Here is a 26912-nt window from a genome sequence, read left to right as displayed (position 1 = left end):
TGATCTATCCCTTGTTCTTCCGCAATGTAGGCAATGGCCTCTTCTTTGCTCATTCCATCTAACCACAGTCTGGCTATCAACCATATTATGTCCGTTAGTGAAGCATTCATTGGCCTTTTCCTCTTTTCTTTTACTTCTTGTATTTCAGTACAACAGCCAAAACGACAATGGCAATCTCTATGACTAATCGGCCCATTCTGTCTCTCCTCTCAATATTCTTCCGGCAGGAGCATGGTTGCGTACTCCCCCGAATCGATGCCCCAAACGGTTACTCCAATGGCCAAATTCTCGATGTGGTTGACGTAAAACACTTCCTGATGGAATGGCTGCTCCTGCCGATTCAATATCTTCTGCACTGGCTCTTCGTCCACCCACTCTGCTGAAAGCTCGAACACTTGTAGGTAGTCCAACTGCTCTCCACGTTCCTGCCTTTTCTCAAGGATGCCCCACAGGAGAAGCTGCAGTTCAAACGGTACAGCTTCATTGACTCCACGTGTCACGTATGTCAAAATCGGTTGTAAAATCCCCAATATCAGCGGTTTAAAATTCCCCAGAAAAAGCCGACATACTCTCCGGGAGGAGAGTAAATATGGTGAAAAATGGGGAGTTTTTTGTGATCAAAGAAATGCGTCTGAAAGGTATGAGTATTACCCAAATTGCTGAAGAGATGGGACGGGATCGAAAAACGATTCGAAAATGGCTCCTGAAAGATACGCCAGAGAGCTTTCCTACTCGCAAACCACGTCCCAGCAAGTTGGATCCTTTTAAGGATTTCATCCGTACTCGTATGGCGGAGGGCTGTCAAAATGCCCGCATCATCTTCGAAGAAATAAAAGCCCGTGGCTATACCGGAAAGGACACCATCTTACGAGACTTCATGAAGCCGCTGCGTCCCCACTTTCGTTCAAAAGTAACCGTACGATACGAAACGAAACCTGGACAACAAGCGCAAGTAGACTGGGGACATTTTCGAGCAAATGTCAACGGAAAACAAAAGCGTCTTTACGCTTTCGTCATGGTGCTGGGTTATTCACGCATGATGTATGTAGAATTTACCGAGGACGAAAAGCTGGAAACTCTCATCGGATGTCATCTTCGGGCTTGGCAGTACTTTGGGGGTGTCCCTCAAAGTTGTTTGTACGACAACATGAAAACAGTTGTTTCTGGTCGAGATGACAATGGTAGGGTGATCTGGAACGAGCGTTTCGCCCGCTTTGCCAGCCACTATGGGTGCAAGCTGCTGAGCTGCAAGCCCTATCGGGCTCGAACGAAGGGAAAAGTGGAGAATGGGGTGGGTTATCTCAGAAAGAACTTTTGGCCTCGCATCGGCACTTTTACCGGGCTACAAGATCTCAATCAACAAGTACGCTATTGGCTGGACACCGTTGCAAATTGTCGCCTTCACGGAACCACCCATCAAATGCCGAATGAACGATGGAAAGTAGAAGACCTCCAACCTTTGAACCACGTGCCTTTTGCTGTTGTGGACCGGCATTACCGGAAGGTGATGAGTGATGCTTATGTTTCTTTTGAAGCCAATCGTTACTCTGTTCCATGGGAGCACATCGGTCGAGTAGTAGAAATTCAAGATGAGAAAAATGGAGTCTTGCGATTTTATTGCAATGGCCATCTAATCGCTGAACACTCCAAACAGTGGGGGCGTCATCAGACCGTAAGCATAAAAAAACACTTCGAAGGAATTCGCACATCTACGAGCAAACCGGTTCCCCAACCTACACCTCGTTATATGGCGAATTCAACACCCGAAGTGTTGGAACGCTCTCTTACGGCGTATGAAGAACTGGCGGAAGAAGAGGTGACGCTGCAATGATCTTGCAAGAACGCCTGTTGGAAGCGTCCCGTCATTTTGGATGGATACGCATCCCCGAGATCCTCCACGATCACGCCGAAGAAGCATCCAAACACAACATATCGTATTTGGAGTTTTTGGACAAGCTTCTGCAGGAGGAATTAGCGGCTAAATACGAACGATTTTTGCATACAAGAACTCGATTAGCACGGCTTCCGTTCAAAAAAACACTAGACGAATTTGATTTCTCTTTCCAACCTTCCATTGATGAAAGACGTATCCGTGATTTGGCGACTCTAGGTTTTATTGAGCATCAGGAAAACCTCATCTTCTTGGGGCCACCCGGTGTCGGTAAAACTCATTTGGCCGTAGCGCTTGGTTTGGAAGCAATCAAGCAACGCTATACGGTTTATTTTATCACTGCCCACGATCTGGTACAGTCGCTTCAGACGGCCCATGGCAATCGCACGATTGCCCAAAAAATGCGGGCGCTCACCAAACCAGACTTGTTGATCATCGATGAAATTGGTTACCGCAAAATGGACGAAACTGCTGCTCACTTCTTTTTTCAGATTGTATCTGAACGATATGAAAAAGGTTCATTGATCTTGACTTCAAACAAATCGTACGGAGCCTGGGGAGAGATTTTCGGAGATACCATTTTGGCCACTGCGATTTTGGACCGACTGCTTCACCATTCCAGTACGATCAATATCAAAGGGGAAAGTTATCGCATTAAGGAAAAGAAAAAAGCAGGTTTCTTTCGACCGGAGCCTGCTGAAGTAAACAACCAGTAGCGACAAAAATGGGGAATTTTCAACCGATAGTTTTGGGGAAAATTAAATCGATATTGACACGTATCGATCTGAGCAAAACGGTTTCCGTGTTTCCATCCCTACATGTACCCTCCTTCTCTCAAGCTAACATAGGCACCCTCCGTACCTACGATGATGTGATCCAGCACAGCGATCCCCAGCAGCTCCCCAGCCTCTTGGAGCCTCTTTGTTACTTCCAGGTCTTGATTGCTGGGTGTGGGATCACCGCTGGGATGGTTATGAGCAACAATCACTGCTGCACTGTTCGCAAGAATGGCAGTTTTGTACACGTCCCTTGGGTGGACAATACTTGCATCCAGAGAACCTACTGAAACGGTGTGAATGGCTGTTGGCTCGTTCTTGGCGTTGAGGCAAAGCAAAAGGAACTGCTCCCGATCCGTTTCTTGAAGAAACTTCAGGAACAGTCCTACAGCATCGTTTGCCATTCTGATTCGCCGTTGCGGGTAAAGGAGACTGGACTCCGCACCATTTGAAGTCGGACAATGTTGACCCGTTTCGCTGCTTCTTTGGCTGTTTTCATTCCACATTCTCCTCTAACCACGTCTTTATTTCATCGTCATTCGCAACGGTTTCCTCAGGAACATAGAAGATCATCCCGTCATCATTGGAGAATACGACCACTACTTTGTACCAAACCTCTCCTGCTCTTTCATTTCTTTCGATATACTCTGGCATGCAGCCTAGCAATCCATTCTGTGCCCATTTCAGTCCGACCACACTCAAGTCTCGCAGGTTGTCTCCACGTTGCAAAATCACCAAATAGCCGTACTCTAGAGTGAAAGCTTCATCCAGACCGTCAAAGTCAAACGCTTCCTTCAGCCCAAGAAATTCTTCTTCCAGGAAGTTCATAAAGCCGTTTGAAAATACACTTGCTTCCCGCAGGATGTGTATGTCCTGTATCGTCTTAATTGTCCGCATGTTTATCTCCTCCATAACAAAAGGCACCTTCCCTGAGCTGTTCAGGAAAGATGCCTTCATGAATTTTATTGGTTTGTAATGATTGACAACAACTAATAAAACGAAAAATGACTACCACGCAAAAAGATGATAGATGGCATAGAAAACCGTCTTCAGGAGTCCCCAAATGCAAGCGGGTATGTCCAGAAACGTATTGATGGGATGGAGGACTAGTCCGACTACTGTTCCTACTAGCAGCATGAGCCATGCTCCGACAAAGCCGACAATGGCATACACAACGTCAAACAGAATTGCCGTAGCCATTGTGATTGTACCCAGCGTGGATCGATTTATTTCATTCGCGAGTTGAACGTCAAAGCGAATATTGTGAATCAGTTTCGCTGGAAGATTCAAAATGTAGGACAAATTGTACGATAGATTAGCTGTTGCGCTTAGCTCTTCCGCCAAAAACGTATCCTTGTTTACCCTCAGATGATAGCGGATGTCACGTTCTGCTAACCAAAACGCGGTATCGACTTCATCCTCAGGGTTGGGAGTTTCACTATTGTATTTGGCGACATACAAGGCTTTTTCCTCGTAGGAGTGCTGGGCGACTCCCACGATTCCAAATTGGTATATTCCAAACGCTAACAGAACGAGCAAACCCAACAAACCGTTGAATATCTTTTGCATAGTACACTCCTTTTTTATAAGTTGATATTTTGATCAGTATCTTCGCTAGGTAGCGTTTTTGAATGACTGTACTATATGCCTATACTCTGATACTCATTGAAGACGATATTCATGAATGGGACGTATTCAAATTCAAAGAATTCTCTACCGTCTACTGCTATGGAAGACACCTCAAAGATGTCACCCTCTTTGACCTCGAATTTAATTTTTGCCACGTTATTTCCCTCTGCCGTGTAGTGCAACCCGTCAAATTGAACAAAGTGCTTTCCGTCTGCCTCGTAGTACGACCATTTGGTATCTGTAAATACGGTATCGAGCACTTTCCCTAATGGCTCTTGCGAGTATTGCTGAAGTGAGCCACCTTTGACCGATTCAATGTAGACGTTTTCTGGCCTAAGTTTTTTGTCGATGGCACTTTCAATATCAAAACCCAACCAGTAAGATATCATCCAAAGTGCAACGATGAACAATCCTACTCCAGACAAGACGGCGTGGAGCTTATTAAATCCACTTGTTATGGCCTTTCCAAATTTCATTGTCTGTTTCATCCTTTCCTACTAGGTCAACACTCCGTTTATGACTGTCGAATCATAGAAGATATCGTCGGAATAAGCAAATTCTTCCTACATTATCTTACGGGTGTTATCTGATAGTCAACTAACATCTATAGTGTGTGTTACTACCAAACTACCTCCTGTACGCTTGTGGTGAGGTGGGGTTGAATGGAAGCGAACACCAAACAACTGGCGAAGAGATTGGGCGAACGGATTCGCACTCTTCGTATGGACAAGGGCCTGAGCCAGGAACAGCTCGGCGAGCTTTCCGGCCTGCACACTAACTACGTCGGCCAGATCGAGCGGGGAGAGAAGAACCTGACGATTGAAAGTCTCTCCAAGATCGCCCGCAGTCTCGGCATTCCTTTGGAGCAGCTGTTCCACTCCGTCGATCCGCTCGGCCCCGAAACGGAGCTCGGAAAGATCGTCATGCTGCTGTCTGAACGTCCCGTTGCCGACCATTCGCTGGTGCTGGCACTCATGAAAACCGTCTTTAGCTGGGAAGAAGAAAAGCGGAAGTGAGCGATGAATGTCATCTCACCTCCGCTTTCGCTTGTCTGTCCGAGAACTGGCTGGCCAGACGCGCCTTTTCCCATCTGATCCGGTGCCATTGCTTGCGCAATTCTTCTTCTTTCTGCCGGATCGCCTCGCAGATCGCCTCCGCTGTCTCCAGGCAGGAGCTTTCGCTCTCCCTGTAGACCAATTCGTCCACCAGCAGGAACAGGGCTCGTTCGCATGTTTGGACGCTCCGAACCACGCCGTCTTCCCGCAAAATCAACGCTTCGTATTCTTCCCGTACTGAATTCACGTTTGTATCTCCTTTCTACAGTAGATTCACCGCACGCTCCTTTTCTTCTTTGCTGGTATTGATGTAGAAGTGAGCGGTCGTCTGTATGTGCGCGTGTCCGGCCAGCTTGCTCACCGTCGTCAGCGGCACGTTTTTCTGGAGCAGCCGCGTGCAGAACGTGTGCCGGAACTTGTGAGGGTAGATGCGGAAGCCAAGGCGCTTTTCCAAGCCCTCCAGCATCGTGTTCACCGCGTCTTTGTGCATCTTCTCCGCTCGCTGGCTGACGAGAAGAAACGGGCTCTCCCGATGCTTGCTCCGCTGCCGTTCCGTCCTGACGTACTCCTTGATGAGATCAACCAGATCGGGGCGTAGCGGAATCTCTCGGTACCTCCCTCCTTTGCCCGTCACTCTCAGGGTATTGGTTAGGTAGTCGATGTCACCGAGCCGGATGCCGCACAGTTCGCTCACCCGAACGCCCGTGTACAAAAGCAGCCAAACGATGAGATGGTTCCGCAAGGTGACCTTCGTCCTGTCCTGGACGAAAAACAGAAGCTGATTGACTTCCTGCTCGCTGAACACCTCGACTTCTCCCTCGCTTCCGGCTGCCACCTTGATCCTGTCTTTACGCAGCGTGACGACCTGCTCCGTGGTCAACTTGCGATCGATCAGGAACAGGTTGAACGCCTGCAGGGAGTTGATCTTCTTGTTGATGGTTGCCACCGCGTACTTTTGCTCCATTAGATGATTCTTGTAGCTGGAGACGTAGAAGCGCTTGAGATCGGTAGGCTGATCCACTCCCATTTCACTCAGGAACGCACAAAACGCCCTGACGTCGCCCACGTAGGATTCGATCGTTTTCGGCGCGATCCCATTCTCCACAAGATACTCTTCGAACTGCTGAATCACGTCCATTTGAAACACCTCCTGAAACACAAAAACGGCCCTGCATCCGTCGATTGGACACAGGGATGTTTTATGAATTGCCTTCGTTCAAACCTCCTTCCTTTATACCGTCACAATAATATTAAATATCTGAACTTGCGTTTGAATCGATTTTTGATGAGAGGGGGGACGAAGGGGGAGTGGTGAGGGAATGGCTGACTACAGTTTTTATAGTTTACAGTGAATGAAGAATGAATAGTTTTCTTGGCGTTGCGGGAAAGTCGCTGGTGAGAATGTAAGAGGAAAGGAAAAGCAGTGATCTAGCAGAAAGTTTTGTAGTCAGTTCCCTACAAAAGGAAAGAGCCTACCTCTTTTTGAGGTAGACCCTTTCGACATTCTTCAGGTAGTGACAAGCACTAATCCCGCTGAATCCTAAACATCTTGCTCTTCAAGTGTAACAATTACAGTAACTTCTTCGGTAGCATTCCCTTTAGTAAGGGTAATAGTTACAGTTGCTTCTTTGTCAGTTTCGCCTTTTGCTGCTTGTTTAGCCAAAGTGACTTTACCATCCTTCAAATTCAGGAGATCTTCACCAGCGGCGTTTTGACCAGCAACAGCAGTTACTTCTACTTTTACATCGTCATTAGCAATTGCATCTTTTTTCAAAGCAACAACTGTAGCTGTTACGTCGTCGCCAACTTTAACTGCTTTTGCAATGGTTGCAGCAGTTTCATACTTAGCTACCTCAGCAGTTACATCTGCAGTGTCCAGCAGATCTTGTGCTGCTTTAATATCATTTAGCAATGTAGCTTTATCGGCAGAATTCTTCAATGCTGTAACTTTAGCTTTGGCAGCGTCAATTTTCGCCTGATCTACATCTTTAGCAAGTGCATCTTGCTTAGAGTAATCAACGAACAGTGCTTTTACTGCTTTTGTAGCATCAGTCAAAGCTAATGTATCATCAGATGCTTTTTTTCCAGTGAGTTGAACAGTTACATAGTCCACTTTACCATTTGCTGTGGTCCCAACCAGACGGAAAGAAGCTCCCTCTTCAATAATCAGGTTGTCAGCAAGTGTCTTAAAGTCAACTTCACCTTTCGCAATTGTGATATCATCATCACTGTTTACATCTTCAATACCTACCGAGTTTTTAGATGTGAAGGTAATTACATGGTAGTCAGGGCCATCCTTTAATACTTCATCGGCAGAAATTGCTTCGACATAACGACCAAATTGATCTTGTACTACTACGAAAAGGTCTACCTCATCCAAATCAGATGGATTTTCAGCTGGGAAGGCCGTAACATCCTTAGCATCCTTTGGCAATTCGGTTACTGTCACAGCTTCGTCAGTCTTACCATCAGGATCTTTATCCATGAAACGAACTGTAGCTGCAGCCAAATCTTCTGAGGAAACTACAACATCTTTAGTAATTGTCTTAACTTCGTTATCGCTATTCAAAACGATAGTCAAAGTTACTGTAGAATCCTTACCTTCCTCTTTCACTTTATTACCGAATACAACCCATCCATTAGCTGTTTTAGCAACATCCGCAACTGCCTTATCGGAAGATGTCACATTAATGATTTCTTCTGTTGGGATGGCAAAGACTGTTCCGCTAGCATCCTTAGCAGAAATAGAAAGCTTTTCTGCATATACGTTATTAGCGGCACCGCCCTTGTAGAGTTTTGGAACATCTGCAACTTCATAAGTCAGGTTAGTGGAGTCGTTAGCTACAACAGTGAATGCTACTTCTTTGGTTGCAACTACTTCTTCACCTTTTTTCAAGGTAGCAACAAGTGTAGCAGAACCAACTTTAGCAGCGGTTACATCAACAGATGGTGCGGACTCTCCAACTTTAGCGCCGCTCAAAGTGATGTTTGTGGAGGAATCTTTCACTTTGTACTCAATAGTGTATTCGTCATTGTCTTTTTCTGTTACATTACCGTATTGATCTTTAACAGCAAAGACAACAGTTGTTTTAGCACCTTTAACGAGAGAGGTTTTGTGCTTGCTATCAGCAGATACATCCATGATAGAAAGAACAGCTTTCTCACCGATTGTTACGCTAAGCGATGCAGTTTCCCCTGTACCGTTGACAGTTACAGTAATTGTAGCAGTTTGACCCTTCTTACCCTTAGGCTCGAGCATCAGTTTACCGTAGTTCTTATCTTTCGCATTTGTATTGATGGTAGGAACAACTACGGAAGTGTTAGAGGAGTTTACAGTAAATGCTTCCTCTACATTATTCACATAATTTTTCGGCTCAATTTTTGTGCCATATTTGTCTGTTACGTTCAAACCAACAGCAACTGCAGAACCAGTTTCAGGAAGGTCAATTGCTGGTTTTTCCAATTCAACATCATAGATGCTACCGGCTTTCTCCTGAACATCAAATGTAATAGAGGAAGTATCACCTGTGACCTTGTTGAAAAGAGTAATAGTTGCTTTGCCAGCCTTAAGGAACTTCGCTACTTGTACCTTCTTAACGTTGTTTTCTGAGATAAAGTCTACATCAGCAGCTGCAATTACAGTTGCATCAGAAGAAATTACTTCAACGTTTCCATTATCACCTTTGCTCAACGGAATGTCATTACCGTACTGGTCTTTAGCAGTGTATGGAACTTTTACGTTGGTAAGATCTTCAGTCAACAGGGATTTTCCAGTTGGCAGTTCGATGTTACCGAACGTAATGGTAGACACGTTAGCAGCAGCAGAAACTTTCAGTGTCTTAGTTGCTTTCAAACCAGATTTGTTGTGCATGATAACAACGTTAACCTCGTCGTTCATTTTGAAAGCATCTGCACTGGTTTTAGTGTTAATGTAGAAATATTTATCCGTTGGATCAAATTCTACTTTTACAGTGGCGTTCTGTGTTTTGTTGAACGCAGTTACTGTAAAGTCAGTACCACTAAGAGCAAGCTTTTCACCATATTGGTCTTTAAGCTCAACCGCAACTTTTGCTTTTGCAGTAGCATCTGTCAGAGCTTCACCGGTAACTTCGAGTGTAGTAGCCTTTTGAGCTTCAACAGTTACGGTACCGGAGTTAGTAACACCATCTTTAAGGCCTTTTACAGTGATTTCGTAAGTGCCTGCTTCCAGGGCAGCACCGCTAGTTCTAACGAGCTTAGCTTTGTCAGCATCGTAGCTATCGAGCTTGAAAAGTTGAACAGCTCCACCTTTTTTAACTTCATAGGTGACTGCTGCTTTTTCTTCTTCAGTAAGCTCTTTGTTAAAATCTACAACCAGAGTCTTAGCGTTAATAGCACAAACCTTTACTAGTATTTGGAATCGTCTGGAAATTAGGTCCACCCTTTATTTTCCATGTGGTTTCCAGCTACTCGCTGACTTTCCATTTGTAGAAAAAAGGAATATGGCTGTATCTTTTACCTAAGCAATGGAAATCCCTACAATATGGAAGTGTTGGATTGCTAAGTAAGAGCTTCATTCCCTATACATTTGCGGAGTCATGAACGCTCTAAGTCCGCTGCTATCGCGGAGGCTTTTATTGTTGAACTTTTTTACCGCAGCGCCAAACAATAAATCATTGCCTTTCTCTACAAAATTCAGATTGTATCCTTTCCTGTCTGTGATAAACTGAAACTGTTACCATATCTTGAGAGGGATTGCCGATGAATGGTTCGGAGAAAAAGTTTTTCGCAGAGCCGTTGTCATCAGGGAAAAGTGATGGGTTCCATTCAAAAACTGTACGCCACGCAGGTTTCTACTCAACCGTTCCATTATAAATAGCAGGTTTTGTACAATATGCGATTACGTATAAGCGAGGGGCGAAATCATGAACAATCGACGCTGCCAGATCGAGGGCTGCACCAATAACTATTACGCAAAAGGCTTTTGCATGAAGCACTACCAAAAAAACAGGCTGCTGCAAAAAACAGTGATGAGTGCACAGCCGGGTATGGAGAGACAGACTGTAAAAGAACGGATTTGCCAGGAGCCTGGTTGTGACAAAAAGCAGGTGGCCAAAGGGTTGTGCGCTACACACTACCAAAGAAACAGGCTGCAGTCGGTGAAAACGGCGGCAAGACATGAGATAAGCGTCACGCAGGAAAGCGGAAAGCCATTGGTCGGGAAGGTCTCAGGTGTGGTTCGTGAGCTGGATTCCCTGGGGAGAATTGTTTTGCCGATTGAACTCAGGAGAGTGCTGAATATCGAAGTAATGGACTCTTTGGAAATTTTTGTGGACAACGACACGATCATTCTCCGGAAATATGCTCCGGGCTGTGTATTCTGCGGAACCTTGATGAATGATACCTTCTATTTCAAAGGCAAGCTCGTTTGCAAGACTTGCGTCGGGGAGAGTGCCACAGAGAGTTCTCCGGTAGACTTTGATTATTGATAAATGTAAGCAAGGCCCTTCTTTTCTTCGCATCGCTGTGGAGAAGAGAAGGGCCTTTCAATTTTTTACTTACTTTTAGGGGACCGGCGAGGTGTTTTCCTTTCTGGCCGGAGAGAATGTCTTCCAGGCTCGGAGCGAAGCTGTTCAAGGCTCTCTCATCGTAATTATGAATCGTTGGGTAAAAAACAGCAGCTCACCTGACTCGTAAGGTATTTATACACTGTACTAAGATATAAAAGCCGGTCTGGGTAAGTAAGGCTTGATTCGCTTTCAAGAATATAAGCGAATAGTAGTCTCAAAATGTAAAAAATACAAATATTTACATAAAGATAAGGTAATGATAATATAATGAAAAAATACAAAATTTGGGAGTTGGTGACTATGAAAAAATGGGCTTTGTTTACTCTTTTGTCCGCTGCCTTGCTTTTGCCTTCAAATGCGTTAGCCAACAATGAACCAACAAAGACTTCCGGGGTTTCAAGTACTGAAACAGAACAGCAGGCAATGGCAACACAAACCTTTCGATTTGCTGTGGCAGCGGGTGAATATGATGAGACTGGTTACATATATGTCAACACTCCAGGCTACGTCAATGTTACAGTAAATCAGCAGTCGTCTTCGGCGAGAGAAGCCAAAGTATACTACCGTTTGGCAAAGCTGGAACCAGACGGTTATCAAACGAGAATGGGAAGCGGAACTTTCACAGGTAACGGAACATTTAGTTTTTCAAGTGAGAATGTATGCCCGGTAGGGACCTACCTGATTACAATAGATGGTAGACAAGGAAAGGTTTCAGGCACTATAACGGTAAACACTCCATAGCACAGGTTTTTTAAGTGCAAATTTACCAATCAACAAGTAAAAGCGGAGTTGAGCACGCAGCAGCTCACTCCGCTTTCCTTTTTGCAAGCAAAAATAAAATTACAACACAATCTCTGTCCCCATTCCCTTATCCTTCGCCAGCTCGTACACAGACTTGGCCACAGCCGTATCCAGATAGGCGATGCCGACCGACTTGTACAACGTGATCTCTTCCTCATTCTCGCGCCCCTTCTTATGACCCAAAAGGATTTCCCCCAGCTCGGCGTGAAGCTGGTCAAAGCTCCATTCGCCTCGGCTGACGGGGATGAGCAAATCGCCTGCTTCATGATGTGATCCTTCTATTGTATCGACGACGATCTTGCTGCATCTTTGCAAGGTGGTGAGGTCTACTTCCCGCATATGCGGCAAAAAAGCGCCGATGGCATTGATGTGGGCGCCTGGCTTCAGGCTGGCCCCGTCGAACAGGGGCGACTCCGACTTGGTGCTGCAGATGACGATGTCCGCGTTCTTCACTGCTTGATCGGCATTTTCGACGATGCGGATCTCCCCGGTCCAGTCCGGATACAGGGTCCGGAGTATTTTTTCCATTTCTTCTGCTCGTGCTATCGTGCGGTTGTACAGCACGACCTCCTCCAAAGCTCGCACCTCCATGACCGCCTGAATCTGCCCCACAGCTTGTGCACCACATCCGAGAACAGCACAGCTTTTTGCCTGCTCGCGTGCCAGATACTTGGTTGCCACGCCGCTGCTCGCGCCTGTCCGCAGAACGGTCAAATAGCTGGCATCCATCATCGCGACATGCTGGCCGGTCTTGGCTTCGGTCAACAGGATGACGCTCTGCAGCGCCTTGATCCCGGCCGCATGGTTTTCCGGAAAAATACTGATCACCTTTACCGCAACGTAATCAGCCGCTTCCAGGTAGGAGGGCATGTACAGGCTGGTCGCCCCGTACTTTGGATGGTCAATGGCAGTACGCACCGGGGTGTGGACGAGGCCGGCGGCATTGTCCCGGAATACTTGTTCGACATCCCGCAAGCAATCCTGCATCGTGTAGAGCTGGCGAATATCCTTCTGGGTCAAAACGAGCATGTGGATCATCCTTTCCTGGCGAAATAGGGGAGGACCTCCGGGAGGCTGCAGAGCGGGGCTCAGAAGTGTCGGTGCGGTCCTCACGAATCAGTGGCTTTTCAGCTATATTTTTCTACGGATTATCCAGGTCCAAGTCCTTTGTCTCCTTGGTCGCTCCGATGGCGATCAGGGAGATGACACCTGTCAATACAATGTAGAGGGCCACCGGTACCCATGAGTTATCGAAAGCGGCCAGCAAGGCGGTAGCGATCAGCGGAGCCGTCCCTCCGGCCAACGCGGCTCCCAGCTGATAGCCGACAGTCACACCGGTGTAGCGAACATTGGTGCTGAAGATTTCCGAGAACATCGTCCCCAGAACGGCCGTGACCGGCGCCCAGAGAATGCCCAGTCCGATAATGGTCGCAATCGTCAGTATTTCGCCGGACTTTAGCGACAGCAGGTAAAAATAAGGGAAGGCGTAGAGGATGATCAAAATGGTTCCGCCGATGTACAACGGCTTCCGGCCGAGTTTGTCGGACAGCTTGCCCATATAGGGGATCATGATCGTCGTCACCAGAGTGGCAATGGTCACGGCATTTAGCGCAGTCACGCGGTCATACCCCAAATACCCTGTCGCATAGGCGATGACAAAGGTGGAGAAGATGTAGAACGGCCCTGTTTCCACGACTTTGGCGCCGACAGCGATCAAGACGGACTTCCAGTGATAGCGGAATGTGTCGATGATCGGGACCTTGGCGATATTGCCGCTTTCTCTCGCCGCCTGGAAAGCGGGTGTCTCATCCAGCCCGTTGCGAATCCACAAGCCGAGAAATACCAGTCCGGCGCTCAGGATAAACGGTACGCGCCATCCCCACGACATGAATCGTTCATCCGGCAGCGAGCTCATGACCGTGACGGCCAGTGTTCCGAGCAGCATTCCGATCGGTACGCCCATTTGCGGGATGCTGCCAAAGAAACCGCGTCTCCCTTTTCCCGAATATTCCACGGCGAGCAATAGTGCGCCGCCCCACTCTCCGCCGATGCCGAGGCCCTGGATCAGGCGCATCGTGACCAGCAGAATGGGAGCCCACACGCCGATCGCGTTGTAATCGGGGAGAAGGCCGATCAGGACAGTGGCTCCGCCCATTAGGGACAAGGTGAGAACCAATGTTTTCTTCCGTCCGATTTTGTCGCCGATATGGCTAAAGATGATTCCGCCCAGCGGCCGAATAAAGAAAGGAAGACCGAATGACAGGTAAGAAAGCAGAAGCCCTACGGTTGGATCTGTGGATGGAAAGAACAGCTTGTTGAATACGAGCGAGGCCATCGTACCGTAAAGAAAGAAATCGAACCATTCGATGGAGCTTCCGACCAGGCTTGCGACTAACGCTTTGTTTTGCAACCGTTTGGAAACCTCCGTTTGAACTTGTGCCATCTTGACAGCTACCTCCTTTGTACTGTAATCGCTACTGAATGAGGTCAGAATGAGCGGCCATCTCTTGCTGTACAGACTGAGAAGCAATAAATTGAAGTGTCACTTCAATTCGGCGTTAAAAGAATTATAAGACTTGTTGATATATGTTTCAATAATCAAAATATTTTATCGAGAGAAACTTTTGTTTCTGAGTTGTGAAAAAGGAGAACGATCTGTCGGGCACCCGTTTTCTTGCACTGTTTTCAAGAGTCAGGTGTGATAGGATAGGGATAACTCAGTAACCTTGCGAGGGAAGTCTATGGAACAAAACATCGGAAAACGAATGAAAGCGCGTCGTCTGGAACGAAAGCTGACGCTCAAGCAGGTGGCGGAGAAGACAGAATTGTCCATCAGCTTTCTGTCCCAGGTGGAGCGATCCAAGTCATCAGTCACTTTGGAGTCTCTCACGAAAATCTCGGAAGCGTTGGATGTGAGCCCCAGCTATTTTTTCCCGCAGGAAAAGAGTCCGAAATCATACATTTTGCGCAAGGGAAGCGGGGACGAGCTTCACTCAGAGCAATCGCGTTTTATGTACAAAGACTTGTCAGCCGATCTTCCCGCACCTTTGTTTGAGCCGATCTTGGTCACGCTGCTTCCGGATGACGAAAAAGGGGCCCCTTTTGCACACAAAGGGCAAGAATTTCTTTATGTGTTGGAGGGCATACTTACGCTCCTGATGGGAAGCGAAGAACACGACTTGTATCCGGGCGACAGCGTCCATATGGAATCATCCACGCCGCACAATTGGTACAATCGAACGGACAAACCGGTCAGATTTCTGATGGTCAGCTCGCCTGCCAGGTTTCTGAAAAATAGCGGGAAATGATAGCTTGCAGTCATAAATAGATATCTCCGGTTCAAAATATTTCGCCATCTGTAATAATTGTCGCGGCTCTCGCCGATATAAAAAGATAATACAATTTTTCATTACTTCACGGAGGGGACATCCAATGAAAAAACTGGTTTCCGCAAGTTTGATCCTGGCTCTGCTCGTTGCAGCTCCTATCGGCGCGGTGCACGCTGATAAGCCGGTAAAAGAGGAAAAAGAGAAAGCTGAAAAAGAGAAAGAAAAAGCAGAGAAGGAAAAGGAAAAAGCACAGGAAAAGGCCGAGAAGGAAAAACAGAAGGCCGAAGAAGATAAACAAAAGGCAGAAGAAAAAGCGAATAAGGAACTGGAGAAAGCCAAGAAGGAGCTTGAAAAAGCTGCCGAAAAGGCTGCTGAAGATGCCAAGAAGGCACAGGAAAAAGCTGCTGAGGATGCAAAAAAAGCACAGGAAAAAGCAGCAGAGGCTGTGAAAAAGGCTGAGGAAAAGGCCGCAGAAGCAGCAAAAAAAGCCGAAGAAAAGGCGGCAGAAGCTGCCAAGAAAGCAGCGGAAAAGGCAGCCGGTGCGATCGATCCGGCCACAGGGCTTCCGAGTAGCCAAGCTGGCAAAAAAGAAGCGATCCAGCAAGCGGTAAAAACAAAAAAAGAGCTGATCGAGCTGCGGGTTCAACTGAAAAAAAGCCAGGAAGTGACCGAAGAGCTGCGAGCGAAATACGAGGAGCTGACCAAGCAGCTGGAAGCACAGTCTGAGCTGAAGCAGGCGCTTGAGGTCCAGAAGGAGCTGCTCGACCGTTTCTACAGGCCCGGTGACAAGGAAGTCTATCAAAAATTGGGCGAGCTGTACCAAAAATCAGGTGAAGCGGGACTGAAGACGTTCATCAACGGCAAAGAGGTCGTAATGGATACAGCTCCTTTCCTTGAAAAAGGACGTGCACTGGTGCCGGTACGCGCGATTAGCGCTTCGCTGAAGGCAGAAGTGAACTGGAGCCCGGAAACCCGCACAGTCGAAGTAGTGCGCGGCGAAAACAAGATCGTTCTTCATCTCGACTCGGGAGAAGCAGTCGTAAACGGTGAGAAGATCAAGCTGGACACCAAGCCAATCGTGAAAAACGGCCGCGTCTTCCTGCCGCTGCGGTTCATCGGTGAAAAGCTGAACGCGAAAGTCGACTATCAAGAGACAGGCGACATCATCATCATCGAAGATCAGCAATCGACTGAAACGGCAACGGGTACAGAAGCGCCGGCTGCAGAAGGAACCAAAGCCCCATCAACTACAGAGTCTTCCGCTGGACAAACTGCCGATGGTTCTGCCGCTGCGACAGGAACGGCTGCAAGTGCTGGAACGGTCGATATCGAGAAGCCGGCAGGCGATGCGGCAACGACAATCTCTGGAAGCAGTACAACGACCGTGAATACGGAAACGGATGCCACCAATCAGTAATTACTTTCTATATTATAGCTTTTTTCAGAGAGGGCCTGTCTTTAGACGGCCCTTTTTGTTTCAATTTTGTCCGGGTCATTGTCAATGTTTGTGTCGTACTTATTCAGATATTGTACAAATACAATGATTGTTTTCTGTTCATTTTAACCGCGACTCTTTCGTCTTTGCTGCGTCAAATAGTATAATGGAAAAATTATCTGCAATGTATCAGAATACCAAGTTTTCGATGTTGCATTGGAGTTTCACTGTGCTATAGTTGAAAACGAATAGAATCTCTATATAGATGTAGAGAAAAGTTGGGAGCGAAGACATGCTATCCTTTTTGAAAAATCTGATGGGAAAAACGCCGACACCGGAAGCAATAAAGGAACATTTGCGTGAGGAATCGGTCCTCTCCGCTCAGGATACGGGACTGTCTTCAGACAAATCGGCAAGCACTGCCAAGAAATCGGCAGTTGGAAGTGGAATTACGAAGCTCTCCTTGCATGAATCATGGGAGAAGAGCTTGAATACTTCGGAAAAGTATGCGTTGTCCTTCATGGCACAGGAACTGCCGCCGATGGAGCCTGGCAAAATATCGCTGGCTGGCATGTCTCTGGTACCTCATGACCAGGGGATTGAGGTAACTGCCTTTTTGCGAAATGGTATGGACCATCCCGTACGTTTACAAGAGATGACGCTCGTTATCCTGTTCGGCGAGGATGAGCTGTTTACCCGCCAGAAGTTTGACTTCTCGGAGATAGGAGAAATACCGGCCCATTCAGCACGGCCATGGTCATTTGTGTTTCTGAGCGAAAACTTCCAGCAAGTAAATGTCTTGTTGAACAACTGGAAAATTGCGTTTGAGCTGGCTCAGAAAAAAATGGTGCTTCCGCAGCAGCTGGAGTTGGAAGAATCCTGGATTCGCGAGCTTTCTGATTCTCAAAAAGAAGCCCTGATCGATCTGGCGAAACGACTGCCGGCTCTGAAAGAAGGTGAGGTCAATATTCAGAGTGTGCAGGTTCGCCGTTCTGAAGAAGGAGCCTTGCATGCGATGTTGCTGATCCGCAATGGTTCCACGCAGTCGCTCTCTTTCGAAAAGCTTCCTTTGGCCCTCTACGATGCCAGCGGACAGACGGTTGCCGTCGGCATGTTTGAACTCGGTGGACTTACTGTACGTTCAAACACAAGCAAACCGTGGATGTTCATCTTCCCAAAAGAGAGCATACTGATAGAAGACCCGGATCTGTCCCGCTGGAGGGTAAGTATCCCGCAGGGAGCGCAGGTGGAGTAAATTCCCGATTTGACCCCGATCGGCCAAAACCTTTATCATAGAAAATAGTCATCGTTCGTGCTTCGGACAGGTGAGGAGGATGTACATGTTATCCTTTTTTAAAAACTTTAAGGACAAAAAGTCAGGACAAGAGGCTCCCCAGGAAGACTTGAAAAAAGAACTCCGGGAAGAATCTGCGCTTGACCTCGATGATTTTGATGATCAGGAAGTAGTCAAGGAGCAATCGGAACAGCAGGATACTCAGCAGGTGCTTGAGAGTAAGGTAAGAACAGAGCTTTCTTTGCATCCGGCGTGGGAAGAACTGCTGGATAACGAAAAAAAGTATACACTCCGTTTCTTGCAGGCGGAGCTGCCTGAGATAGCATTTGGCTCTGTCGGCGTTACCGGGTTTAGCTTGATGCCGCAGCCGACTGGCGGTGTAACTGTTGCTTTCTTTATTCGCAATGGCACACATCTGCCTGTGACTTTTAAACAGATTCAATTGGCCATCTACTTTGATGGCAACCCATTTGCCCGGCAACGTATTGATCTGAGCGAAGTGGGAACCATTCCTCCGTTCACGAGCCGACCTTGGGAAGTTCATTTTCCGCCAGAATCCTATTTGCATGAAGATTTTACATTCAAGAACTGGAAAATCATGATGAAGGCCAACAAAAACCCGTATGTATGGCCGCAAGAGCTTGAATTGGATCCGGAAATGGAAGCTAGAATGACGGACCGCCAGAAAAAGCTCTTGGAGAAACTTACATTTGACATCTCCCCTATAGAGCCGGGTACAGTAGAAATTATCGGGTTTGATATTACAAAGGCAAAGGATGGACGATTGGTCGCCGGAATACTTGTTCGCAACGGGCTCGAGGAAGATTTTCGCCCGAACATCTTGCGAATCAAGATTACTGATTCGGAGGGCGAAGTAGTAGCCTCTGGCGCAATTGACGCCAGCAGAATGCAAGTTCGTCCTAGAACGAGTCGTCCATGGGTACTTGTTTTCCCGGCAGATATGGTGAAAAAGCCAGATGCAAATCTTCAGCAGTGGACGCTGGAGGTTACGTAAAGCAAGGGCAATGGCAATCATTGAAGCTGTCGTATGAGGAGGATACTGCATGAGTTGGTTATTGGAAAACTGGTTTGGCTCCAAGGAGAGCCTGGAGGCGGTGAGAGAAGAAATCCAGGAGAATCTGCACAAGGAGATTTATCTCGGCGTGTCTGGTCTTGATGATCCTGAGCAATCTTCTAACCGTATACCATCGAAGGAGCTGTTTCTCAGCCTTAATGGTCCTTGGGATAACCTCGATGAAGAAGAAGCGGAGCTGCTCCGTTTTGTGCATGATCAGCTCCCGCCAATTATTCGGGATGAGGTCGGGATTTTTCCTTTCTACACACAGGTGACAAGGGATGGTTATCTCGTACTCACTTATATTCGCAACGCGACGGAGCAAAGCATTTTGCTGGACCGACTGCGGCTGGACCTGAAGACACCCGAGGGAAAGGTTGTAGCCAGCAAGGGCTTTGACATGATGACTTTTGGACCGATTGGCGATGAGTCCAGCCGCCCGTGCGAGTTTTTGTTCCGCTGGGATGAATTTTCCGATCTGCCGGAGGAGGAGGTCCCGCTTACGCTGGGCTATCAAAGACCGGGGAAACAATCGGGTGAATCTGTAGTAGCAGGAGGAGAATTGGAAATGGATGAAATGGAATACTACCGTCAGCAGCTTGCTGCCAATCCAGTCGAAGAGGGCAAGGTAGACCTGAAGGCATTGGGACTGAAAAAAGGGGAAAACGGCGGTCTTAAAGTAGTTGTACTGTTTCGAAACGGCTTGGACAAACGCCTGGACTTTACCGAAGTTCCGATTGTTGTTCATGATGCAAACGGCGAAGATATCGCCCGTGTCAGCTACACATTGGAAAACATGAAGGTAGATCCAAAGGCTTTCCGCGTAATTGCGTTCCAGATCCCGGCTTCGTCGATCAAGAAACAAGATTTTTCCGTGGAAGAGTGCACGGTCTTTATTCCGAAAGCTTACGAGAAGCAGAAGGAATCCAAAGTGTATGATGCAACCAAGTCAACCAAGTCAAACGGATTTCTGCAGTAAGAACCCTCCCCTTTTCGCATCGCGAAAAGGGGTTTTTCTATCGCATCCGATTTCCAGTGATTCCCTGAATAGGGTTGCGTTTCACACTATCGTTCCGCTATGCTAAATGAATAGAATAGGCTACAAGGGAGCGGGCTTTTTTGTAAAAACAAGCTCAAACACCTGTATTCCTTTTTCGGTTGAGAAAAGGGAGGAAGGACTGTAGTTACATGAGGAAATTTATTTTAACAGTTGTCGCTGTCTCAGTAGGGTTAATGGCTGCATTTGGGGGAAGCCAGAGGGCGAAGGCTGCCATTACCAATGACGAATATATCAACAATCAGACTCATTTGAGGCAAATCAAAGCTGATCAGGCCTGGAGAAAAGTTACTGGGAGCACAGTTACTATTGCCGTCCTTGATACGGGAGTAGACCATAACCATCCCGATTTGAAAGGAAACATCCTTCCGGGAATCAACCTGGTTGAGCCGGGGAAATCTGCCCAGGATGACAGCCAAAACGGACATGGTACCGCTGTTACTGGCATATTGGCGGCCAGAGGGAATAACGGCATCGGAGTCTCGGGGGTTTTAAGGCATGCAAGGGTTTTGCCTATCAAGGTCTTGAACAAGTACGGCGAGACAGATGTAGAGCTGCTTGCAAAAGGAATTAACGTCGCGATTGATCGAGGAGCCAAAATCATTCTGATGTCCGTGAGTAGTCTCTCCTATTCAAAGTCGTTGACGGCCGCCATCCAGCGAGCAGAAGCTAGTGGAGTAGTTGTAGTGGCCGCCAGCGGAAACGAAGCGAACCGGGTTGCCTATCCGGCTGCTTATCCAACCGTAATTGCAGTTGGAGCTGTAAAAGGAAACCTGAAGCCGCTCTATGATTCAAACACAGGGCCGGAGTTGAATCTCGTCGCTCCGGGTTTTAATATCTACACGACCAAGCCCAAGGGGAAATATGGAGCATTTAGCGGCACGTCAGCCGCAGCTCCTCAGGTAGCGGGCGCTGCGGCATTGGTGCTGGAGCGCAATCCGAATATGACGCCGCTGGATGTACGCCAGCTCTTGTACCAGACGGCTGAGGATCTCGGTGAGAAAGGGTGGGACCGGCAAACAGGATATGGACTGGTCGATGTCAATCGAGCCATTACCGAAAAGCTGTCTATGGATTTTCATGAACCAAATAATACTCGGAGTCAGGCCAAGGCTTTTCCGATTGAATCACAGCTGAGGGCGAGTTTGTCCGAGTCCGACAAAATGGACTGGTATTTCATGGATATTCCCTATGACGGAAAAGTGACACTGGTCGCAACTGTCACTTCAACGAATACAACCGCGCTGGCTGCTACCTTTTTCCCTGAAAATCGCGAAGCTTCTACCTATTACATAGGGAACGGAGACACGCTGACTGTACCGGTGAAAGCTGGTAGAATGTACATCAGGATGGAGCGAAGCTTCGGTGTGAAGGGCTTTACCTATCTGTTGACCAGCCGGTTTACGATCAATCCGGACAAGTATGAGCGCAACAATACAATGGATACGGCCCGCCCGCTGGTAGGCAACCAAATTTCCGTAATCGGGAACTTCCATGAAGAGGGCGACGAGGACTGGTTTTCTTACTATGTCCGCGAATACGGCCGGCTAAACGTAACAGTCACTGCCGATACCAAGCGGATCGACCTGAACATGAAGATCGGCAAAGAGGGACAAGCCTTTGAAGAATTTGACAAAGGCGACCGGAATGACCCGACCGAGCGCGCCCAAAAGGAAGTATCGCCGGGCAAATACTACATCAGGCTGACCGAGTACTGGCGAAATCAGGTGAACGGCGAGTACAAGCTGGACGTGTCCTATACGCCGATTCGGAAGGATACCAATGAGCCCAACGATACATATCGCCAGGCGTCACCTTTGGCCAACGGAACGCTGATGACAGGAACCTTGCCTACTCATACCGATCAGGACTGGTTCCAATTTACGGTCGATTCCGAATCCTACGTCAGCATACGCGCTCCGTTCGTTCCCGTATCGACAGGGATGCGGCTGGAGCTGTACGGTTCGGATACATTGAACTACTCGCTCTTTGCCACGAACGACGTAGCGCAGCTGTCCGATCTGGGCAAAGAGGTGCTTGGCATGAAGCTGAAGCCGGGCAAGTATTATATCCGTCTGACAACCACATTGCCGTTTAAATACGATTCGTACCGGCTGACTTTGACCAAGCAGCCTTTGATCGCGGGTTATCGTGATATTTCCACGCACTGGGCCCGCAACGAGATCGCCAGACTCAGCACGAAGGGAGTCGTCAAAGGCTTTGATGATTCGACCTTCAAGCCTGACCAGTCGGTGACTCGAGGCCAGTTTGCGACGATGCTGATCCAGTCCATGCGGGCCAAAGGGATGAATATCGTTACGTATACAGGCAGAAATCCGTTCAAGGATCTTTCTAAAAATCACTGGGCCTATGGCAATCTGCTGACTGCCCACCAGCTCGGCATCATCAGCGGCTATCCAAACAGCACCATGCTGCCGGATCAATCGATCACACGGGCAGAAATGGCACTGATGGTAGCCAGAGCAAATAATCTCGTGCTCTATAATCGCAGCAGGTCATCGTTTACCGACGTGCCGACAAGTCACTGGGCGTCTCCCGCCATTGAGGCGCTGACGGCGAAAAAGTGGATAAGCGGTTACGGACGGACGTTCAAGCCGCAGGGAAGAGCTACACGTGCAGAGGTGGTCGTCCTGCTGGCGAAGGCTTACAGTTTGTAACTCTATGGAAAAGGAGAGAACATAAATGAAAAAAGCAACCAAGGGAATCCTCGCCATAGCAATTGTCGGGATGGGGGTCTTTGCTTCGCAGGCGATGGCAGACGGCGTTTCCGGTGTCCCGGGCTCAGCGGATGATCCGGTCGTCACCAAAAGCTATGTGGATCAGCAAATTCAAAAAGCTCTTGGCGGAGGCGCAGGCACAGGCGGTGCATCCGTCTCGACGGGGTTGACAGTGGTTGAGCTGCACCCGGGGCAGACGCTGTACGGTTTTGAGGGTACGGAATTTATCGTCCGTACGGGAAAAGTACAAGCAGTAGCCGGCGATAAAGGCGATGGCTTGACAGATATTACCGAGGGCAAGGACCTGCGAGCGGGAGCTCAGGTGGCTGCCAATCATCTGCTCTTGATCGCCCGTTCGGACAATCGCGGATTGCGCTTGAATGCAAACTACAATGGTGTCGCGCACATTATGGTTCGCGGCAAATACGAATTGCGCTAAGCGCTTATTGACACCGGCTATAAAAACGATTATTCTATTATCCGTAATGGATACTCTTATCCAGAGCAGGCGGAGGGACTGGCCCCATGAAGCCCGGCAACCGACTCGAGCGGTGCTAACCAGCAGAACGGATACCTGTTCTGGCCGATAAGAGGGTAGGGAACGCAAACACCAAGCACCTTTTCCTCTAAAACAGGAAAAGGTTTTTTTTTTGCTTGTGCCTTCGTCTAATAAGAACCTGTTTCGGCTACCACACTATTTGTATGAGGTCAAAGGAGGTAGTACACATGTCTTTGCAAAAAGGTCGTCGTCTGTTTACTTCTGAATCCGTCACCGAAGGTCATCCGGATAAGATTTGTGACCAAATTTCCGACTCTATCCTGGACGCCATTTTGTCCAAGGATCCAAATGCTCGCGTAGCATGCGAAACTTCCGTTACCACTGGTCTGGTACTCGTGGCAGGGGAAATCACCACGAACACGTACGTGGATATTCAAAAGCTCGTCCGTGACACCATCCGTGAAATCGGATACGATCGCGCCAAGTTTGGTTTCGATGCCGACACTTGCGGTGTTCTGACCGCTATCGGCGAGCAGTCTGCCGATATCGCCCTCGGTGTAGACCAGGCGCTGGAAGCCCGCGAAGGGAAAATGACTGATGCTGAGATTGAAGCGATTGGTGCCGGCGACCAAGGTCTGATGTTTGGTTTCGCCTGCAACGAGACTCCTGAACTGATGCCTTTGCCGATCAGCATGGCTCACCAGCTGGCTCGCCGTCTGACCGAAGTGCGTAAAAACGGCACTTTGAGCTACCTGCGCCCAGACGGTAAAACACAGGTGACTGTAGAATACGACGGCGATAAGCCGGTTCGTATTGATACGATCGTTATTTCTACCCAGCACGCTCCGGAAACCACTCTGGAACAAATCAAGAACGACCTGATGGAGCACGTGATCAAGCCTGTCGTGCCAACAGAGCTTCTGGATGCCGAGACCAAATACTTCATCAACCCGACTGGCCGTTTTGTTATTGGCGGACCACAAGGGGATGCCGGTTTGACAGGCCGCAAAATTATCGTCGACACCTATGGCGGATACGCTCGTCACGGCGGTGGTGCTTTCTCCGGAAAAGACCCGACAAAAGTGGACCGCTCCGGCGCATATGCAGCCCGCTATGTAGCGAAGAACATCGTCGCTGCCGGCTTGGCTGAAAAATGCGAAGTACAAGTGGCCTATGCAATTGGTGTCGCACAGCCAGTGTCCATCAGCGTAGATACATTTGGGACCGGCAAGATTGCCGAGGACCAATTGGTAACACTAATCCGCAAGCATTTTGATCTTCGTCCTGCAGGTATCATCAAGCAGCTTGACCTGCGTCGTCCTATCTACAAGCAGACAGCGGCATACGGCCATTTTGGCCGCAACGATCTGAATGTGCCGTGGGAGCGTACAGATAAGGCAGAAGCGCTCAAGCAGGATGCAGCAGGGCTGTCCAAGTAAAGACCAAGCGCGAGAGCCTAGTGATACACACTAGGCTCTTTTTCTGTCATTGAAAACGGATTTCCTCTATATTTTTAAGAAGACTAGGCCTTAAGACTTGCGGCAAACTGCTGGAATTCAGTTCATAAAGGAATCCGTTCGTATATGTCGAAATTCCTATATAGGCATAAAGGAGGGAGTTTTTTGTGCCGAAGAGGTGGCCCTTCTTTCTCGTATTTTTCATTGCGCTAGGGCTCGTTGTGACTGCCGGACTGCCCGATACTGCCTCTTTTTTTAAAGAGGAGGCTCCAAAAGTGCAACCTTTCCCCCATGTCACTACGTCTATAAGCACAAGCGAGGAGCAATCGGCTGCACCACAGACAGAAAAAAACCGGGAAGAAGCAGCGTCCTCCAAGCTCTGGTATAGAGATCGGGTAGTCGTATTGACGTACCATCATGTGACCGACGATTCTGACCAGCGCTATGTTATTGGGGCGGAGCAGTTTAGAGAGCATATGACGTTTTTATTCGAGAACAATTTTCATCCGATATCACTGGCGGAATTTGTGCGTTTTGTCGAGACAGGAGTTTTGCCCACTGAGAATGCAGTCTTGCTTACATTTGATGATGGGTATGAAAGTTATTACACACATGCTTTTCCCGTAATGCAGCAGTATCGGTTCCCATCGGTCAACTTTGCCATACTTGGACGATTGCGGGATACCGAGGAGCGAAAGAGAGAAAAAATGACCACGCCGCTATCCCGTCCGCAAGTGAAGGAAATGCTGCAGACCGGGTTGGTGGAGATCGCTTCTCATACATACAGTCTTCACGACGAGAGGGCCCGCAACGAATGGGGAGATCTGGGACCGGAGACAGCACCTGTGTACATGGAGGAGCTCAAACGGCTCGAAGACGAACAAGAATACCGCAATCGCCTTTACGTAGATTTTACGATGTCGCGGGTAGGCTTGAGCGATCTGGTGGGCAAGCAGGTGCAAGCTATTTCCTTGCCGTTTGGATACAGCAATGACATCGTACTGGACATAGCCAAGCAAGCGGGCTACCGATTTGTCTTCAATTCAAATCGAGGTGTGGTAACGGCCCAGGTGAATCCGCTTTCCATCCCCAGATACGATGTCGGGATCAGGGAAATGGATGTGCCCAAGCTGCAGGCGCTGTTCCAGACGGTCAAAAACGAGGTAGAAGGAGATCAATAATGAATCAGGCGATCAGTATTACCATGTTGGATGGTGTGATCAATCGCACGATCGAGACGGTAGAGACGAGCAAATCGCAAATATTCGAGATCGCCGAAAATGCCAGGCAAGAAGGAAATTCCTTAAAACATGATTTGCATGAATTGCGGCAGGAAATAGCGAAAGTGATAAGCAAGGTAGATGAACTGGAGCTCTCCTACCGAAGGGCGCGAGCGCGCCTGGTGTTGGTTAGCCGTAATTTTCAGACATACACAGAGGAAGACATCCGCATCGCTTATGAAGAAGCCAACCGTATTCAGGTAGAATTGTCCATTTACCGGGAACGGGAAGACAATTTGAAAAAGCGGAGAAACGATCTGGAGAGGCAGCTTCGCACGCTGGAGGAAACAATCGAGCGAGCAGAAAAGCTGGTTACGCAGATGGGGGTTGTGCTGGGGTACTTGACCGGCGACCTGAGCAAGGTAGGGGAAGCTCTGGAGGAGGCCAAACAGCATCAGCTGATGGGTCTGAAAGTAATCCAGGCGCAGGAAGAAGAGCGGAAGCGGGTAGCGCGAGAAATCCATGACGGGCCCGCTCAATCCATGGCAAACGTCGTGCTGCGGTCTGAAATTGTCGAAAAGATGCTGAAAAATGAACGCATTCTGGAAGCGCAGATGGAGCTGCACGAATTGAAGGAAATGGTCCGCCTCAGTCTGGCTGACGTCAGACGGATTATCTTTGACCTTCGGCCCATGGCATTGGATGATCTGGGGCTGGTCCCGACGCTGCAGAAGTACATTCAGACGTATGAGGACCGCACGAAAATCTCCGTGGATCTGGTTGTCTTTGGCGTAGAGCAGCCGCTGAAAAGCTCTGTAAAGGCTGCGATGTTTCGACTGGTGCAGGAGTGCTTGAACAATGTTGAAAAGCATTCCGGGGCCAGTATGGTTCAGGTAAAAATTGAATTTCAGGAAAATACGTTGCGCCTAGTGGTCAAGGATGACGGAATCGGCTTTGATCAGGCAGCACAAAAGGCCAAGGGAGGCTCCTACGGGCTGCTCGGCATGAGAGAACGTGCCCAGCTGCTTGAGGGAACGATGGAATTGCAGTCTTCCCCTGGAGAGGGAACAAAGGTCATGTTTCAAATACCAGTCAAATTCTGAAGCA

Annotated in this window: 24 protein-coding genes, 1 pseudogene and 1 riboswitch; of the genes and pseudogenes, 15 read left to right on the top strand and 10 right to left on the bottom strand. The window is 48.2% G+C overall.

The genetic code is table 11. The features are described 5' to 3' along the window. Positions 1-209 precede the first annotated feature (209 nt). On the bottom strand, positions 210-500 hold the full coding sequence (locus NST96_RS25030) for a DUF960 family protein (RefSeq protein ID WP_342406552.1): 291 nt from the start codon (positions 498-500) through the stop codon (positions 210-212). 89 nt (positions 501-589) lie between these two features. Between NST96_RS25030 and istA the strand changes: the two genes are divergently transcribed. Continuing rightward, on the top strand, positions 590-1831 hold the full coding sequence (istA, locus tag NST96_RS25025; RefSeq protein ID WP_311067719.1) for an IS21 family transposase: 1242 nt from the start codon (positions 590-592) through the stop codon (positions 1829-1831). After that, entirely contained in the window at positions 1828-2607 is a 780-nt protein-coding gene (gene istB / locus NST96_RS25020; protein WP_003386482.1) for an IS21-like element helper ATPase IstB, read from the top strand. The genes istA and istB overlap by 4 nt, the downstream gene beginning before the upstream one ends. A gap of 98 nt (positions 2608-2705) precedes the next feature. On the opposite strand, the pseudogene NST96_RS25015 reads toward istB, so the two are convergent. The 4 genes and pseudogenes from NST96_RS25015 to NST96_RS25000 form a co-directional block, all read right to left on the bottom strand. After that, positions 2706-3166: pseudogene (locus tag NST96_RS25015) on the bottom strand (JAB domain-containing protein). Beyond that, positions 3163-3564 (bottom strand): hypothetical protein, encoded by a 402-nt coding sequence (locus tag NST96_RS25010; RefSeq protein WP_172920582.1) that lies wholly within the window; start codon positions 3562-3564, stop codon positions 3163-3165. The pseudogene NST96_RS25015 and the gene NST96_RS25010 overlap by 4 nt, the downstream one beginning before the upstream one ends. A gap of 111 nt (positions 3565-3675) precedes the next feature. Continuing rightward, positions 3676-4236 (bottom strand): hypothetical protein, encoded by a 561-nt coding sequence (locus tag NST96_RS25005; protein WP_172920583.1) that lies wholly within the window; start codon positions 4234-4236, stop codon positions 3676-3678. 71 nt (positions 4237-4307) lie between these two features. Further along, entirely contained in the window at positions 4308-4772 is a 465-nt protein-coding gene (locus tag NST96_RS25000) for a hypothetical protein (RefSeq protein ID WP_172920584.1), read from the bottom strand. 186 nt (positions 4773-4958) lie between these two features. Between NST96_RS25000 and NST96_RS24995 the strand changes: the two genes are divergently transcribed. After that, positions 4959-5312, top strand: coding sequence for a helix-turn-helix transcriptional regulator (locus NST96_RS24995; protein ID WP_342404959.1), 354 nt, complete (start codon positions 4959-4961; stop codon positions 5310-5312). A gap of 10 nt (positions 5313-5322) precedes the next feature. On the opposite strand, the gene NST96_RS24990 is transcribed toward NST96_RS24995, so the two are convergent. The 3 genes from NST96_RS24990 to NST96_RS24980 form a co-directional block, all read right to left on the bottom strand. Further along, on the bottom strand, positions 5323-5598 hold the full coding sequence (locus tag NST96_RS24990) for a hypothetical protein (RefSeq protein WP_327986162.1): 276 nt from the start codon (positions 5596-5598) through the stop codon (positions 5323-5325). 15 nt (positions 5599-5613) lie between these two features. After that, the gene (locus NST96_RS24985) at positions 5614-6489 is read right to left on the bottom strand and encodes a tyrosine-type recombinase/integrase (RefSeq protein ID WP_342404958.1); all 876 of its coding nucleotides are present in this window, start codon (positions 6487-6489) and stop codon (positions 5614-5616) included. 402 nt (positions 6490-6891) lie between these two features. Further along, the gene (locus tag NST96_RS24980) at positions 6892-9771 is read right to left on the bottom strand and encodes a toxin Cry1Ac domain D-VI-related protein (RefSeq protein WP_342404957.1); all 2880 of its coding nucleotides are present in this window, start codon (positions 9769-9771) and stop codon (positions 6892-6894) included. A 484-nt stretch (positions 9772-10255) separates the two neighbouring features. Between NST96_RS24980 and NST96_RS24975 the strand changes: the two genes are divergently transcribed. After that, a complete protein-coding gene (locus NST96_RS24975; protein WP_003388361.1) occupies positions 10256-10819 on the top strand; it encodes an AbrB/MazE/SpoVT family DNA-binding domain-containing protein in 564 nt (187 codons plus the stop codon). Positions 10820-11200: 381 nt separating this feature from the next. Continuing rightward, positions 11201-11641, top strand: a complete 441-nt coding sequence (locus NST96_RS24970; RefSeq protein ID WP_003388360.1) for a hypothetical protein — start codon at positions 11201-11203, stop codon at positions 11639-11641. A gap of 99 nt (positions 11642-11740) precedes the next feature. Here the strand turns inward: NST96_RS24970 and NST96_RS24965 are convergent, their stop codons facing one another. Both NST96_RS24965 and NST96_RS24960 read right to left on the bottom strand, forming a co-directional pair. Next, positions 11741-12730: an ornithine cyclodeaminase gene (locus NST96_RS24965; protein ID WP_024984143.1), complete on the bottom strand. Its 990-nt coding sequence runs from the start codon at positions 12728-12730 to the stop codon at positions 11741-11743. A 112-nt stretch (positions 12731-12842) separates the two neighbouring features. Continuing rightward, positions 12843-14144 (bottom strand): MFS transporter, encoded by a 1302-nt coding sequence (locus NST96_RS24960; protein ID WP_342404956.1) that lies wholly within the window; start codon positions 14142-14144, stop codon positions 12843-12845. Positions 14145-14442: 298 nt separating this feature from the next. Here NST96_RS24960 and NST96_RS24955 point away from each other — a divergent pair, with 298 nt between their 5' ends. From NST96_RS24955 to NST96_RS24910, 10 genes are all read left to right on the top strand, one after another. Continuing rightward, positions 14443-15009 carry an XRE family transcriptional regulator gene (locus tag NST96_RS24955; RefSeq protein ID WP_003388354.1) on the top strand — a complete coding sequence of 189 codons (567 nt, stop codon included), beginning with the start codon at positions 14443-14445 and terminating at the stop codon, positions 15007-15009. 124 nt (positions 15010-15133) lie between these two features. Next, complete coding sequence (locus tag NST96_RS24950) at positions 15134-16447, top strand: copper amine oxidase N-terminal domain-containing protein (protein ID WP_024984141.1); 1314 nt, start codon at positions 15134-15136, stop codon at positions 16445-16447. Positions 16448-16757: 310 nt separating this feature from the next. Beyond that, a complete protein-coding gene (locus NST96_RS24945; RefSeq protein WP_003388350.1) occupies positions 16758-17720 on the top strand; it encodes an accessory Sec system S-layer assembly protein in 963 nt (320 codons plus the stop codon). Positions 17721-17805: 85 nt separating this feature from the next. After that, on the top strand, positions 17806-18774 hold the full coding sequence (locus NST96_RS24940) for an SLAP domain-containing protein (RefSeq protein ID WP_003388348.1): 969 nt from the start codon (positions 17806-17808) through the stop codon (positions 18772-18774). A 49-nt stretch (positions 18775-18823) separates the two neighbouring features. Next, entirely contained in the window at positions 18824-19813 is a 990-nt protein-coding gene (locus tag NST96_RS24935) for an SLAP domain-containing protein (RefSeq protein WP_003388346.1), read from the top strand. Positions 19814-20022: 209 nt separating this feature from the next. Beyond that, the gene (locus tag NST96_RS24930) at positions 20023-22569 is read left to right on the top strand and encodes a S8 family serine peptidase (protein WP_003388345.1); all 2547 of its coding nucleotides are present in this window, start codon (positions 20023-20025) and stop codon (positions 22567-22569) included. Positions 22570-22594: 25 nt separating this feature from the next. Continuing rightward, positions 22595-23068: a hypothetical protein gene (locus NST96_RS24925; RefSeq protein ID WP_003388342.1), complete on the top strand. Its 474-nt coding sequence runs from the start codon at positions 22595-22597 to the stop codon at positions 23066-23068. A 53-nt stretch (positions 23069-23121) separates the two neighbouring features. Beyond that, positions 23122-23222, top strand: a riboswitch (SAM riboswitch). Positions 23223-23361: 139 nt separating this feature from the next. Continuing rightward, on the top strand, positions 23362-24567 hold the full coding sequence (gene metK, locus NST96_RS24920) for a methionine adenosyltransferase (RefSeq protein ID WP_003388340.1): 1206 nt from the start codon (positions 23362-23364) through the stop codon (positions 24565-24567). A gap of 185 nt (positions 24568-24752) precedes the next feature. Further along, positions 24753-25766, top strand: coding sequence for a polysaccharide deacetylase family protein (locus tag NST96_RS24915; RefSeq protein ID WP_003388339.1), 1014 nt, complete (start codon positions 24753-24755; stop codon positions 25764-25766). After that, positions 25766-26908: a sensor histidine kinase gene (locus tag NST96_RS24910; protein WP_003388338.1), complete on the top strand. Its 1143-nt coding sequence runs from the start codon at positions 25766-25768 to the stop codon at positions 26906-26908. The genes NST96_RS24915 and NST96_RS24910 overlap by 1 nt, the downstream gene beginning before the upstream one ends. The last annotated feature ends 4 nt before the right edge of the window (positions 26909-26912 follow it).

Origin of the sequence: Brevibacillus sp. FSL K6-2834 (genome assembly GCF_038592925.1) — a bacterium.
GTDB lineage: Bacteria > Bacillota > Bacilli > Brevibacillales > Brevibacillaceae > Brevibacillus > Brevibacillus borstelensis.
The sequence above is the reverse complement of the archived record's forward strand: the minus strand, read 5'-3'. Positions and strand labels throughout refer to the sequence as shown.

Excerpts from the sequence above, each read along its gene's own strand:
- NST96_RS25005 (WP_172920583.1), bottom strand. The coding sequence starts at position 4,236 with ATGCAAAAGATATTCAACGGTTTGTTGGGTTTGCTCGTTCTGTTAGCG.
- NST96_RS24985 (WP_342404958.1), bottom strand. The coding sequence starts at position 6,489 with ATGGACGTGATTCAGCAGTTCGAAGAGTATCTTGTGGAGAATGGGATC.
- istB (WP_003386482.1), top strand. The coding sequence starts at position 1,828 with ATGATCTTGCAAGAACGCCTGTTGGAAGCGTCCCGTCATTTTGGATGG.
- NST96_RS24950 (WP_024984141.1), top strand. The coding sequence starts at position 15,134 with ATGAAAAAACTGGTTTCCGCAAGTTTGATCCTGGCTCTGCTCGTTGCA.
- NST96_RS24975 (WP_003388361.1), top strand. The coding sequence starts at position 10,256 with ATGAACAATCGACGCTGCCAGATCGAGGGCTGCACCAATAACTATTAC.
- NST96_RS24945 (WP_003388350.1), top strand. The coding sequence starts at position 16,758 with ATGCTATCCTTTTTGAAAAATCTGATGGGAAAAACGCCGACACCGGAA.
- NST96_RS25010 (WP_172920582.1), bottom strand. The coding sequence starts at position 3,564 with ATGCGGACAATTAAGACGATACAGGACATACACATCCTGCGGGAAGCA.
- NST96_RS24965 (WP_024984143.1), bottom strand. The coding sequence starts at position 12,730 with ATGCTCGTTTTGACCCAGAAGGATATTCGCCAGCTCTACACGATGCAG.
- NST96_RS24940 (WP_003388348.1), top strand. The coding sequence starts at position 17,806 with ATGTTATCCTTTTTTAAAAACTTTAAGGACAAAAAGTCAGGACAAGAG.
- NST96_RS24930 (WP_003388345.1), top strand. The coding sequence starts at position 20,023 with ATGAGGAAATTTATTTTAACAGTTGTCGCTGTCTCAGTAGGGTTAATG.
- NST96_RS24970 (WP_003388360.1), top strand. The coding sequence starts at position 11,201 with ATGAAAAAATGGGCTTTGTTTACTCTTTTGTCCGCTGCCTTGCTTTTG.
- NST96_RS24935 (WP_003388346.1), top strand. The coding sequence starts at position 18,824 with ATGAGTTGGTTATTGGAAAACTGGTTTGGCTCCAAGGAGAGCCTGGAG.
- NST96_RS24995 (WP_342404959.1), top strand. The coding sequence starts at position 4,959 with ATGGAAGCGAACACCAAACAACTGGCGAAGAGATTGGGCGAACGGATT.
- NST96_RS25000 (WP_172920584.1), bottom strand. The coding sequence starts at position 4,772 with ATGAAATTTGGAAAGGCCATAACAAGTGGATTTAATAAGCTCCACGCC.
- istA (WP_311067719.1), top strand. The coding sequence starts at position 590 with ATGGTGAAAAATGGGGAGTTTTTTGTGATCAAAGAAATGCGTCTGAAA.
- NST96_RS24925 (WP_003388342.1), top strand. The coding sequence starts at position 22,595 with ATGAAAAAAGCAACCAAGGGAATCCTCGCCATAGCAATTGTCGGGATG.
- NST96_RS24910 (WP_003388338.1), top strand. The coding sequence starts at position 25,766 with ATGAATCAGGCGATCAGTATTACCATGTTGGATGGTGTGATCAATCGC.
- NST96_RS24960 (WP_342404956.1), bottom strand. The coding sequence starts at position 14,144 with ATGGCACAAGTTCAAACGGAGGTTTCCAAACGGTTGCAAAACAAAGCG.
- NST96_RS24955 (WP_003388354.1), top strand. The coding sequence starts at position 14,443 with ATGGAACAAAACATCGGAAAACGAATGAAAGCGCGTCGTCTGGAACGA.